We start from the raw sequence: 11,729 nt of genomic DNA, 5'->3' as shown, positions 1-11,729 counted from the left end.
CCGCCCCCGCAGCCGCAGGCCGACGTGACCGGCTGCGGCTGCGGGGGCGGCTGGGGCTGGTCAGCCGGTGAACTCGCTGATCTGCATAACCGGGGTGATCGTGGTGTAGTTCACCAGGTCGGAACTGATCTCCGAGGCGTCGGAGCTCATCGCCTTCTTCAGGTCCTCCATCGAGGCGAAGCGGAAGTGCGCCGCCGCCACGTACGGCCCGCGGATGCCCCGGTCGACCTCGACCTCGGTCAGCCCCCACATCCGGCAGGCCATCGGGATGTGGTTGGTGACGTAGTACTCGTGGTCGAAGGTCGCGCCCTCGCTCCTCGGGTACAGCACGCTGAGCCGGATCACGGTATCGGCCTCCTCGGTCCCCGGTATCCGCCCGTCAGGACACCATCTGTACAGCTTCTCCCAGGCCACCGGTCCGGCGCATCCGTCCCGGACCGCCTCGGTGCGCGTCGGTGCGCGTCGGTGCGCCTCGGTGCGCGTCGGTGCGCCTCGGTGCGCCTCGGTGCGCGTCAGTGCGGGCGCTGGGCCGCCGCGGCGCCGGCGAAGTAGTCCAGCGTGGCCCGGGTCTTGGTCGGATGCGGGCCGGTGAGCTCGACGCCGTGGGCGCGCAGGACGTCCGCGGTGCGGGCACCGACCCGCAGGGCCTCGGCGGGCAGGCAGCGGGTCGACAGCTCGAGGAGGCGGGAGCCGTCGGGGTAGGTCCACCGCTCGACGAGCAGGCGGCGGTCCAGGCCCGCCACCCGGATCTTGGTCCGGCCGGCGTCGACCGGGCCGAACATCACCAGGTCCTCCGGCCGGACACCGGCGGGCAGGCGGGACGACAGCAGCCGCAGCTGCCGTCGGGTGAACAGGCGGTGCGCCGCGCGGCGCCGGGCGATGACACGGGCGACGTCGTCCGCGCCGAGCCGGGCCCGCAGCGCCCCGGAACACACGTAGTAGCCGGGCATCCCGTCGACCTCGACGACGAAGTCCCGGGCCCGCCGCAGCCGCCGCGGGATGTCGGCGGGGACGACCGGGCGCAGCTTGACGACGGCGTCGTCGGGCCCACCGGCGATGCTCCGGATCCGGGCCACGGCCCCGTTGCGGTGCAGTGCGTGGTCCGGGGTGTCGAGGTAGCACACGCGGAGCCTGCGGGCCCGGGTGAAGTCGACCCCGAGGGCCTCACAGGTGCTCCCGTGCGCGTGGGCCGGCACGATCAGCTTGAGCTCGACCCGGTCCACCTCGCTGGCGAGGGCCAGCAGGCGGTCGAGCTCGGGCTCGGGAAGCTGCCAGAACTGCTGCGCCGCCCGCCGGCGGCCCGCCGCCCGGGCCCCGACCGGTGCGGCCGCCGCGGCAGACACCCGACCGCGGGGCACCCGCCGCAGGCGGGACACGCGCGCGGCGACGGGGGGCAGACGGCTCATCCTGGATGATCCTAGGCGCGCAGAGCGCGTATCACCTGACAAAAAGTGTTTCTCTCCCCCGTGGGGAGCCCCGGGCGGCGTGTGCACGGGCGGGGTCCGCCCGTGCCGGTGCCCGGGCTCCCAGGGCCGAGGCTCAGTCCTCGGCGATGGCGATGGCCTGCTTGGGACAGGCCGAGACGGCGGCCTTGAGGTCCTTACGCAGATCCTCGTCCGGCTCCTCGTCGAGGATGACCAGATAGTCGTTGTCGTCGAGCTCGAACACCGACGGGGCGATGCCCACGCACAGCGCGTTGCTCTCGCACAGTTTGAAATCCACGACCACTCGCATGCTGACCCTCCGTCAGACCGACACACTCCAGACCGGGATCACGTCCGCCGCGCCGCCAAGTCCGGCCTGGCAGACCTGGCCGGCGCTCCGATGGGCGTCATCCTGCCGCGCATCTGCTCGATGCGCGGAGGTCAGGCTACGACTTCTTCGCCCCGCAGGGTCGTTCGGTGCATCAGCCGGTGCGACGTCGCCGTGTGACGACGCCGTGCTTCTCCAGGAGCGCCTGGCACTCCGCGGCGACAGCCGGGGCGACGAGCTGGGGCCCGGCGAGGCCGGCCACCTCGACGCCGACACCCGGGCTGACAGCGGAGACAGTGACGGCCACAGTGGCCTCAGCTCTCGTGGAGGTCGTCGTCGAGCGGCAGCTCGAACGAGCGCATCATCATGGAGAGCGTCTCGTAGGTGCCCACGGTGAAGATGACGTCGAGCAGCTGCTGGACGTCGAGCTTGGCGCTGAGCACCTCCCAGGTCGGCAGCGCGATCTCGCCGTCGATGATCAGCTCGTCGACCGCGCGGACCAGCGCGGCGTCGAGCGGGTCCAGGAACGGGGCGTCCGGCCCCCAGGCGATACGCGCGATCTCCGCGTCGGTGATGCCCAGATCCCGGGCCATGATCACGTGCTGGGCCCACTCGTAGGCGTTCTTACGCACCGCGGAGACCCGCAGGACGAGCGTCTCGCGCTGGCGCAGCGTGAGCGTGGTGCCGCGCAGGATGTGCCCGTTGTAGGTGAAGAACGCGTGGGCCAGCTCGGGATGGTGGGCGAGGGTTCCGAGCGTGTTCAGGGCCTTGGAACGCCCCTCGGTGGGCAGCGGGGGGTGCCGCGGCGCCTCGGGCGTCATCGCCGCCAGGGCCTCGCGCATCTCCTTCGGCCACTGCCGCAGGGGACGCGGTTCGATCCGTGCCATGTCTTCAGAGCCCTCCGCCCGTGAAGCAGCGAACGCCCGGCGGATGACCAGGCCCGACGACCAGCCGGACACAGCATCACGCAAACCGAACGAATCCTAAAAAATTGCTATCATCTGTCGTTCGGTCGGTCAAGAGCCACAGATTGAGCCACTGCCCCACACCGGACAACCCGACACCGGGCCGCGGCGAGTCGCGGCACCGGACATTCCCGGCCATCTCACCGCCATCTGGAAGAAGCCTATATGGCGCATCCGAGAATGCGTGTGATATGCGCGGCGCGACGGCACGGAACCCGGCGGCGACAGCCGCCGGAGGCCCCGCCGGGCAGCCGGACAGCTCCACCACCAGCGGACAACGGCGGCGGAGTGCCTCACCCGGGCACCGCGCCGGGCTTCCGCCGGCGACCGCCCGCCACCGTGGCACGCCGCACGAACGGCACCACCGCGGTGCGACGACGACTTCGAGGAGACAGCTGCGGTAACGATACTCTTTCTGGTGAGAGCGTGTTTCTCGAAACATAAACGAAAATCGTGGCAGGTTTCCCGGATATCGATCCCGGCCGTCACGAAAACCGTACGCGGAAGCGATCCCGAGGGCGGTACATCGCACTTCAGAAAGGTTGAACGGTCAAACGGTTCCAGGGGGTGATCCGCAGCCCTTTCCCGGCCACGGCCCACCCGGTCTCCGCAGGCGTGCCGGCGGGGCGGGCCCGGCGGTGGCCGGCGTCGCACCCGACGACGCCGGCCACCGCTGGCAGGTCCAGGTCCAGGTCCAGGTCCGCCGGCCGGCGGTCCGCGGTCAGCGCCGGCTCGAACCGCCCCGCGGGACGTCCCGGAACGCCACCCCGCGGTCGAGCGCCACCTCCCGCGGCATGCCCAGCACCCGTTCGCTGATGACGTTGCGGGCCATCTCGGTGGTCCCGCCGCCGATGCAGCTCACCTGGCGCAGCAGGTAGTCGTTGCCGCATTCGGCGGTGGCGCCGTCGTCGTCCGCCCAGGCCGCCCCGGCACCGCCGGCGAGCTCGAAGGACAGGGTGGACGTCCGGGCTGCCACCACACCGGTGAACAGCCGCCCGACGGCCGCGGACTGGTCCGGGATCCGGCCGGAGCGCAGGCCCTGCGAGAGCCGCTCCTGCAGGGCGTGGGTGACGATGTCGAGCATCCGGCCCTCGCCGATCAGATCGCGGGCCAGCGGGTCGTCGAGCCGGCCGGCGTCCCGCGCGATCTCCACCAGGTGGGTGGCGCGGATGCTGCCGCGGGCCCCGCCCTTCGGGATGGTGACCAGCGGCGAGTTGTGCAGCATCCGCTCGTGGAACATCCACCGGGTGCCGACCGTCCAGCCGTCGTCGACCTCGCCGACGCGGTCGGAGTCGGGTACCCGCACGTCGGTGATGAACTCCTGGCAGAACTCCTTGTTGCCGTTCAGCATCTCGATGCGGTGCACCTCGATGCCGGGCTGGTGGATCGGCATGATGAACACGGTCAGCCCGCGGTGCTTCGGGACGTCCCAGTTCGTCCGGGCGAGCACCAGGCCCCAGTCCGACCACCAGGCGCCGGTCGTCCAGATCTTGGAGCCGTTGAGGATCCAGTCGTCGCCGTCACGGACGGCGGTGGTCATGGCGGCGGCGACGTCCGACCCGGCGCTGGGCTCGGAGAGGAACTGCATCCACAGCTCCTCGCCCCGCAGGATCGCGGGGATGTGCGTGCGCTTCTGCTCCTCGGTGCCGAAGTCCAGCAGCACCGCCGCGCACGGCGAGAAGGTCGGCGCCTGGATCTCGGACGGGTACTCGTAGCCGGTGATCTCCTCGCTGAACACCCGCTGGTGGTCGGGAGTGAGGCCCTGCCCGCCGTATTCCTTCGGGAAGCAGATGCCGGCGAAGCCCGCGTCGAAGAACATCCGCTGGATCTCGCGCTGGCGGGCGACGCCGGCGAGTTCCTCCTCGTCGCTGTGCCCCGCCCGCATCACGCCGACGCCGGCGTTCGGCGGCAGCGGCGCGAGGTTGGCGCGGATCCAGCTCCGCGCCCGCTGGCGGAAGCTCTCGACATCCTCGATGTCGCCCGACGGGGTTGTCCCGCCGCTCGTGGCGCCCGTGCTCATGCCCGCTCCTTCAGGTGCTCGACGACGCCGGCGATCCGCTGCCGGTGCTCGGACGGTGTTCCGTACAGCGCCCGGTCGAGCACGACCCGGCGGAGGAAGAGGTGGAGGTCGTGCTCGAAGGTCACGCCGATGCCACCGTGCATCTGGACGCAGTCCTGCAGCAGCTCGGAGCCGTAGTCGCCGATGAAGGCCTTGGCGACGCTGACCAGCTCGGGTGCGTCCGGGGTCTCGGCGTCGACGGCCCTGGCCGCCTTGTCACTGATCGCGTGCGCCGCCTCCAGCCACGACTTCATGTCCGCGAAGCGGTGCTTGAGCTCCTGGTAGGAGGCCAGCGGCCGGCCGAAGGAATAGCGCTCGAACGACCACTGCACCGTCAGGTCGAAGGCTGCCTGCATCGCGCCGACGCTCTCCGCGCACTGGATCACCAGAGCCTGCTGCAGCTGGCGCTCCACCTGGTCCGCCGCGCCGCCGAGCTCGCCGACGGCGGCGCCGCGCGGAACGCGGACACCGTCGAACCGGACGGTGAAGAACCGCCGGGTCAGGTCCACCGTCTTCAGCGGAGTGATCGTCACCCCGGGCGTGCCGGCCGGCACCAGCACCTGGCTGAGGCCCTCCGCCGTCCGCCCCGTGACCAGCAGGTACCCGGCCTGCTCGGCCGACTCGACCGGGCGCTTCACCCCGTCGAGGACGATCTCGTCGCCCTCGACGCGGCAGGTGAGCCCCACCGTGCCCAGCCGGTCGTGCGGCGCGGGCTCGGCGTGCGCCCAGGAGGCGACCGTCGTGCCGGCCAGCAGGTTCTCCAGCGCCTCGGTGTGCGCCTCGCCGCCGGCGGCGCTGAGCGCGGCCGCGACGACGTTCGTCGGCACCAGCGGCCCGGGCGCCGCGCGCAGCCCGAACTCGTGGGCGGCGATGGTCAGGTCGACCAGGCCCGCCCCGCTGATCGAGCCGCCGCCGTTCTCCTCGGAGACGAGCAGGGACGTCCAGCCGAGCTCCGCGCCGGCCCGCCAGTAGTCGGCGTCGAAACCGGCGGGGCTGTCGCGGAGCGTGCGGATCCGGTCGACCGGAACCTGGTCGCTCAGGTACCGGGCGGTCGCCTCCCGCAGCACCTCTTGATCGGCGTCCAACTCCAGCAGCACAGTCCTACCTCCACGTCGCTTGAGCCCCCGCGCGACACCCAGCACCGCAGGAGGTGAGAAAAACCTATAGGCGAATTTGACCGGTGTTCAACAGGTAACCCGACAGCGGCCCCGGGGACAAGTCCCGACCCCGGCATCTACTGGCCTGGGACCGCCGGAACGGCTCCCAGCCGGGCCGCCCGGGGCGAGCAACTGGGACCGCGGTCAGCTCGCAGTCAGCTCGCAGTCAGCTCACCGCCCCCCCACCGGACCCCCGTCGACACCGGCAACCGGGCCCGCGTCGGCATCGTCCTCGCCCATGTCGAAGTCGTACTGGAGCGGCAGGATCAGCCGGTACGGCAGGAAGGCCAGCTCCTCGTACGCGCCGCGGTGCGCCGGGAAGCGGCCGACCGCCTGCCAGGACCGGCGGGCCCGCGCGATGCGGCCGATGACCACCGCCGGGTCGTCCTCGCACAACAGCAGGTGCAGAACCAGGCCGGTCTGCTCCGCCAGCCCCGACTCCGCCACCCGCACGGCCGGCCCGGCCGATACCGACGCCGACGCGGCGGCAGCCCCGGGCAGGGCTTCGCCGCCGCCCTCGTCGTCGGCCCGGGCCAGCCGGACGGCGGCGAGCACTCCGGGCACCGCGGCCAGGTCGGGCAGGTGCACGCCCTCCCACCAGGCCACCGCCTCGTCCACCCGCTCCGGCGACGGCGCCCGCCCCAACGCCATGATCACTCCCCGGTGTGCCAGGTAGGGCACAGCGACGGGACGCACCAGACAGCCCGGGCGGGTCCACGCCGAGGAGACCCGCCACCGCGAGTTGTGCCGCACCTGGCCGGGGCGCCAGAACCTGCCGGCCCGCAGGATCGTCCGGTCCAGCGTGAGCCAGCCCTCCCGGGCCTGCGGGCTGGTCATGTCGAGCGGGCCGCCGAACCAGTAGGTGGTCAGGTAGGACGGATGCCCGCCGATCAGCTCGGACCGGACAGCCCCCGGCACCGCCCGCAGGTCCCGCGGCGCGGCGTAGCGCCGGCCGGCGAGGACGTCCGGCTTGGCGAGATGCTCGGGCATGTGGTCCAGGTCGTACCAGCGGTTGTAGTCGACCGTGTGCTCCGCCGCGACGTCCAGCAGCGCCAGCATCATTCCGGTGATCTCCACACCAATCCCTCCCTCGGCCCCGCCCCACCCTGCCATCGGGCGTTCGGCGGGCGCGCGCGAGCGCCGCGCGTGTGGATCTGTTGACCCTCGGTGTGGAGGTGTGGGTCAATGCGACATCGACGTCGCTGTCCCCGGGGGGACCGTCGACCGCGGTTTGCTTCCGTCCGCCTGCGACCGGCGAGGGAGACCGATGCGTCCCGAACATGTCGAGTACGACGTCGTCGACCAGCACATCGGCGTCATCACGTTCCAGTTTCGCCTTCCCCGCGCCGTCGGCGCACCCGCGGCCGGCGACCCGGCCGACGCGCACGGTGCCCAGCTCATGCGCGAGCTCGACGACGCCTGGCGGACCGCCGGCGCGGACAGCCGGGTCCGGGTGATCGTGCTCCGCGGGACCGGCCTGCACTTCTTCGACCCGCCGGCCGCCGGCCCACCGGTGCAGGGCGGGCAGGCCTGGCAGCTGCGCTACGCCCGGGCGTGGAAGGCCGTGCCCAAACCGGCCGTCGCGGCCGTCCAGGGCCGGTGCGCGGCCGGCGGCGCCCTGTTGTGCTGGCCGTGCGACCACGTCATCGCCGCCGACGACGCCGAGTTCTGCGCCTCCGAGGTCCGCCTGGCCGTGGGCGGCGCCGACCCGGGGCCCGCACCCGGAGGTGGGGGCACCGGGACACTGACCGCGGCCGAGGCGCAGAGCCTCGGCCTGGTCACCGCGGTGGTGCCGCTGGCGGCACTACACAGCGCCACGTTCGCCCTCGCCCGCAGCCTCGGCGGGGCGGCCGGCCACGACGACGAGAGCCCGGCCGCCCCGGCCGTCCCGGCGGTTTCGGCCGTCTCGCCCATCCCGATCAGGCCGGCGGAAGCCCTGGAAGGAGGTCCGGGCCGGTGACAGCTCCCGAGAGCGCGGCGACCGGCGTGAGCACCTTCGTCCAGCATGGCCCGGTCCGGCTGCACGTCCTCGGCAACGACCGAGCCGCGCCGTCCGGTCAGGCCGATCAGGCCGATCAGGCCGATCAGGCCGATCAGGCCGATCAGGCCGACCGGTCACCGGCACCGGTGGTGGTGGTGCCCGGCATGGGCGAGTACGCCGGCGAGTACGGGTGGCTACTCGATCGGCTCGGCGACCGTCGGGCCGTCGCCGTCGACCTGCGTGGGCGGGGCGGCAGCGACGCGCCGCCCGCCGACTCCGCCGGGTACTCCTGGGAGGACCACATCGCGGATCTGCGGGCTGTCGTGGAAGCGCTCGGCCTGCACCGGCCCGTGCTGGTCGCGTTCTCCCGCGGCTCGTCCTACGCGCTGGGGTACGCGCTGCGATACCCGGACGAGGTCGGCGGCCTCGTCGTCGGCGACTACTGGGCCCGGCACGCGCGGCCGCCCGACGCCGCGGTGGAGCGACAGCTGACGGCCCGGATCCGGGGCGTCGCCGTCGCCGACCGGATGCCGGGCCACGCGGCGCGGGCCGTCTTCGCCCAGGCCCGGGACGTGCCGCTGTGGGACCGGCTCGGCGAGCTGCGCTGCGGTGTCCTGGTGATCCGCGGCGGGCGGCGCGGGGCGGTGGTGACCGACGAGGTCGCCGCGCAGTGGCGGGAGGCACTCCCGACCGTCGAGCTGGCGACCGTCGACGACGCCGGGCACGACCTGTGGAGCCGTGACCGCGACGCCTACCTGGCCGCCCTGCTCCCCTTCCTCGCCCGGGCCGGCTGACCCGTTCCGCCCCCCGACGGGCGATCCCGGCAACCTGAAAACTACGGAATGTAATACTCGTCTGCGGCGAATCAGATGCGTGGTCCCGTCTTACGCGGGATCGTGTGGGGGGCGGCCGCTTCGCCACCGCCCCGCCCACCTCGTCCAGCGGAAGGTCGACTGATGCACTTCGAACTCACTCCGGATCAGGAGCAGCTCCGGGCCGGGGCGCGCGAACTCGCCCGCAGCTTCGGGGACGACTACTGGGCGGAGAAGGACCAGAAGGTCGAGTTCCCCTGGGAGTTCTACAACGCGTTCGCCGAGGGCGGGTGGCTCGGCATCGCGATCCCCACCGAGTTCGGCGGCGGCGGGCTGGGCATCACCGAGGCGGCGCTGCTCCTGGAGGAGATCGCGGCCTCCGGCGCCGGCATGAACGGGTGCAGCACGATGCACCTGACGATCTTCGGTCTGAACACGATCGTCAAGCACGGCAGCGCGGACCTGCAGAAGGAGATCCTGCCGAGCGCGGCGGACGGGTCGCTGCACGTCTGCTTCGGGGTCACCGAGCCGAACGCCGGCACCGACACCACCAGCATCACGACCTTCGCCGAGAAGGTCGACGGCGGCTATGTGATCAACGGCCGGAAGGTCTGGATCACCAAGGCCGGCGACTCGCAGAAGATGATCCTGATCACCCGCACGACGAAGCGTGAGGACGTCACCCGCTCCACCGACGGGATGACCCTGTTCCTCATCGACATCGACCGCGAGAAGATCGACCTGCGCGCCATCCCGAAGATGGGCCGCAACGCGGTCTCCTCCTACGAGGTCTTCATCGACAACCTGTTCGTCCCCGAGTCGGCGCGGATCGGCGAGGAGGGCAAGGGCTTCAAGTACCTGCTGGACGGGCTCAACCCGGAGCGCATCCTGCTCGCCCACGAGGCGCTCGGCATCGGGCGGGCGGCGCTGGAGAAGGCGACCCGCTACGCCAAGGAGCGGGTGGTGTTCGGCCGCCCGATCGGCAAGAACCAGGGTGTCGCGTTCCCGCTGGCCGAGGCCCAGATCCGGCTGGACGCCGCCGAGCTGATGGCCCGCCAGGCCGCCTGGCGCTACGACCAGGGCCTGCCCTGCGGCCAGCAGGCGAACTCGGCGAAGTGGCTCTGCGCCGAGGCCGGTTTCCAGGCCGCCGACCAGGCGATCCAGACCCACGGCGGCATGGGCTACGCCCGCGAGTACCACGTGGAGCGCTACTTCCGCGAGTCACGGATCATGCGGCTCGCCCCGGTCAGCCAGGAGATGGTCCTCAACTACGTCTCGCAGCACGTCCTCGGCCTGCCGAAGTCGTACTAGACGACGTCGTACCAGCCGACGTGGCGTCGGCGCCCCCGGCCGCGGATCACGCCCGCGCCGGGGGCCGGCGGTGAGAAAGTCCAGCAGGTCCTCGTTCAGCCGGTTGCACGACGATGGTCTGCGCCCATCGAGAGGCCGAGCGCCTCGCTGCCAGGGCTCCCCGCCCAGGCCTTGCCGCTGGCGATCTGACGCTGTGGCCACTTCCTCGCCGCGAGCTCGAGTGTTGCGTTCTCGAGACTAAAGGGCCACACGTGTCTCCTCTCTCGGAACCGTTGACACCCCGGTGTGGGCGCTCTCCGCAAGCCCTCGCCGAGGGTGGCCACCAGGAGACACCCACAGGCCATCCAGCCCCGGAGGCGGACCTTGTCCGTCCTTGGCGGGCCTTCAAAACTCCTGCTCAGCCGCCCTGGCAGCCGCTTCGGAGCCCAGTCGCGAGCTGGCGAACCCCACCCCTGGCCGACCGTCACGGTCCCCCACAGCACCGACGTCCGGCCGGCCTACCGCCACACACCGAGCACCATCCCGGACGGGCCACCCCGACGTCCACCCGGGCGCCTGGCCGACCACCGGGATCACTTCTGGCATCATTGTCACCGTAGTCGACACAGGCGGGAAACCGCCGGGCAACTCCCGGCCGCCGCTGCCGCACCGTCGCTCCTGGGTCAGGGTGCCAGCAATGTCAGATTTTCGACTCCGCGATGAATCGGGTAACCAGGTGGATGGCGCGGCGGCCCGTCCGGCACAGTTTCGCGGCCAGCTGGTCGACCCTCCGGACGTCGACGCCCGAGCAAGGCGCGGGGGCCGGTCAGGACGGGCTTCGGGGGGACGCCCTCGGGCCGCTCCGGGAGGCTGTCAGGCCGACGACCAGGGGGTTCTGGAGCCTGCGGGGCAAGGACAAGGTCCGATCTCCGGGGCTGGATGGCCTGTGGTGTCTCCTGGTGGCCACCGTCGGCGAGGGTTTGCGGACAGCGCCCACACCGGGGTGTCAACGGTTCCGAGAGAGGAGACACGTGTGGCCCTTTAGTCTCGAGAACGCAACACCTGACCTCGCGGCAGAACGCTGGTCACAGCGTCAGATCGCCGGACCCGGACCCGGACCCGGACCGCGGGAGGCGCACCAAACCGCCGGCCACACCGCCCGCGCACATCTCCAGCCAGGCAGTCCGGGCCCGGCTCAGAGGGCCAGGTGGGCGTTCACAGCACGGGCCTGGTCCGCGAGGTCGGGGAGTTCGACGACGGTGACGCCTGCGGCGGTGAGGAGCTCGAATCCCTGACAGTCGGCGACGAACAGGCTGGGCTCGCGCCAGGCGATCACCACCCGGGGAATGCCGGCAGCCAGGATGAGCTGGGCGCAGGTACGCGGTCGGGACCTCCGCTGCGAGCAGGGTTCCAGCGTGCTGTAGATCGTCGCCGTGGCGAGCCGGGGGTCATCCACGGGGATCTTCGCGAGGGCGGACTCCTCGGCGTGCACCGCGTCGTCCACCTCCCGGGAGTAGCCGGACGCGATCTCGGATCCGTCCGCGCCGACGATGACGGCGCCCACGGAATAGGCACCAGCCGCGGGCGGGCATCGGCGCGCGAGCTCGATGGCCCGCCTCATCCAGCTGTGATCATCGAACGGGACCATCTGGCAGCCCTCCTCAGGCCGGGCCGCGGTCGGAGCGGTTACCGGGGCCGCAATCGTGCCAGACC

12 protein-coding genes are annotated in these 11,729 nt (G+C 72.0%); 3 read left to right on the top strand and 9 right to left on the bottom strand.

Annotated features, from left to right (window positions below; genetic code table 11):
* Positions 1 to 60 precede the first annotated feature (60 nt).
* The 8 genes from B207_RS0108175 to B207_RS0108140 form a co-directional block, all read right to left on the bottom strand.
* Positions 61 to 345, bottom strand: a complete 285-nt coding sequence (locus B207_RS0108175; RefSeq protein WP_026310820.1) for an EthD family reductase — start codon at positions 343 to 345, stop codon at positions 61 to 63.
* A gap of 167 nt (positions 346 to 512) precedes the next feature.
* Positions 513 to 1,406, bottom strand: a complete 894-nt coding sequence (locus B207_RS0108170) for a CYTH domain-containing protein (protein WP_230204908.1) — start codon at positions 1,404 to 1,406, stop codon at positions 513 to 515.
* Between the two features lie 133 nt (positions 1,407 to 1,539).
* Positions 1,540 to 1,734, bottom strand: a complete 195-nt coding sequence (locus tag B207_RS0108165) for a ferredoxin (RefSeq protein ID WP_026310819.1) — start codon at positions 1,732 to 1,734, stop codon at positions 1,540 to 1,542.
* Positions 1,735 to 1,906: 172 nt separating this feature from the next.
* On the bottom strand, positions 1,907 to 2,059 hold the full coding sequence (locus B207_RS39580; RefSeq protein ID WP_018636033.1) for a hypothetical protein: 153 nt from the start codon (positions 2,057 to 2,059) through the stop codon (positions 1,907 to 1,909).
* Positions 2,060 to 2,066: 7 nt separating this feature from the next.
* Positions 2,067 to 2,639, bottom strand: a complete 573-nt coding sequence (locus B207_RS0108155; protein ID WP_018636032.1) for a carboxymuconolactone decarboxylase family protein — start codon at positions 2,637 to 2,639, stop codon at positions 2,067 to 2,069.
* 799 nt (positions 2,640 to 3,438) lie between these two features.
* Positions 3,439 to 4,737 carry an acyl-CoA dehydrogenase family protein gene (locus B207_RS0108150; RefSeq protein WP_018636031.1) on the bottom strand — a complete coding sequence of 433 codons (1,299 nt, stop codon included), beginning with the start codon at positions 4,735 to 4,737 and terminating at the stop codon, positions 3,439 to 3,441.
* Positions 4,734 to 5,873 carry an acyl-CoA dehydrogenase family protein gene (locus tag B207_RS0108145; RefSeq protein ID WP_018636030.1) on the bottom strand — a complete coding sequence of 380 codons (1,140 nt, stop codon included), beginning with the start codon at positions 5,871 to 5,873 and terminating at the stop codon, positions 4,734 to 4,736. Before B207_RS0108145 ends, B207_RS0108150 begins: the two co-directional genes overlap by 4 nt.
* A 231-nt stretch (positions 5,874 to 6,104) precedes the next feature.
* Positions 6,105 to 7,010: a hypothetical protein gene (locus tag B207_RS0108140; RefSeq protein ID WP_018636029.1), complete on the bottom strand. Its 906-nt coding sequence runs from the start codon at positions 7,008 to 7,010 to the stop codon at positions 6,105 to 6,107.
* Positions 7,011 to 7,200: 190 nt separating this feature from the next.
* On the opposite strand from B207_RS0108140, the gene B207_RS33060 reads away from it, so the two are divergent.
* From B207_RS33060 to B207_RS0108125, 3 genes are all read left to right on the top strand, one after another.
* Positions 7,201 to 7,893 (top strand): enoyl-CoA hydratase-related protein, encoded by a 693-nt coding sequence (locus tag B207_RS33060; protein ID WP_018636028.1) that lies wholly within the window; start codon positions 7,201 to 7,203, stop codon positions 7,891 to 7,893.
* A complete protein-coding gene (locus B207_RS0108130) occupies positions 7,890 to 8,708 on the top strand; it encodes an alpha/beta fold hydrolase (protein WP_018636027.1) in 819 nt (272 codons plus the stop codon). The genes B207_RS33060 and B207_RS0108130 overlap by 4 nt, the downstream gene beginning before the upstream one ends.
* A gap of 162 nt (positions 8,709 to 8,870) precedes the next feature.
* Complete coding sequence (locus B207_RS0108125; RefSeq protein ID WP_018636026.1) at positions 8,871 to 10,037, top strand: acyl-CoA dehydrogenase family protein; 1,167 nt, start codon at positions 8,871 to 8,873, stop codon at positions 10,035 to 10,037.
* A 1,174-nt stretch (positions 10,038 to 11,211) separates the two neighbouring features.
* Here the strand turns inward: B207_RS0108125 and B207_RS0108120 are convergent.
* A complete protein-coding gene (locus tag B207_RS0108120; protein WP_018636025.1) occupies positions 11,212 to 11,664 on the bottom strand; it encodes a deaminase in 453 nt (150 codons plus the stop codon).
* Positions 11,665 to 11,729: the final 65 nt, after the last annotated feature.

It is taken from the genome of Parafrankia elaeagni, from assembly GCF_000374165.1.
Classification (GTDB): domain Bacteria; phylum Actinomycetota; class Actinomycetes; order Frankiales; family Frankiaceae; genus Parafrankia; species Parafrankia elaeagni.
Note: the sequence above shows the minus strand (reverse complement) of the source record. Positions and strands in the feature narration are given on the sequence as shown.

What these genes read in the sequence shown, in the direction of transcription:
- B207_RS0108170 (WP_230204908.1), bottom strand. Translation starts at nt 1,406, where the DNA reads ATGAGCCGTCTGCCCCCCGTCGCCGCGCGCGTGTCCCGCCTGCGGCGG.
- B207_RS0108165 (WP_026310819.1), bottom strand. Translation starts at nt 1,734, where the DNA reads ATGCGAGTGGTCGTGGATTTCAAACTGTGCGAGAGCAACGCGCTGTGC.
- B207_RS0108155 (WP_018636032.1), bottom strand. Translation starts at nt 2,639, where the DNA reads ATGGCACGGATCGAACCGCGTCCCCTGCGGCAGTGGCCGAAGGAGATG.
- B207_RS0108150 (WP_018636031.1), bottom strand. Translation starts at nt 4,737, where the DNA reads ATGAGCACGGGCGCCACGAGCGGCGGGACAACCCCGTCGGGCGACATC.
- B207_RS33060 (WP_018636028.1), top strand. Translation starts at nt 7,201, where the DNA reads ATGCGTCCCGAACATGTCGAGTACGACGTCGTCGACCAGCACATCGGC.
- B207_RS0108125 (WP_018636026.1), top strand. Translation starts at nt 8,871, where the DNA reads ATGCACTTCGAACTCACTCCGGATCAGGAGCAGCTCCGGGCCGGGGCG.
- B207_RS0108120 (WP_018636025.1), bottom strand. Translation starts at nt 11,664, where the DNA reads ATGGTCCCGTTCGATGATCACAGCTGGATGAGGCGGGCCATCGAGCTC.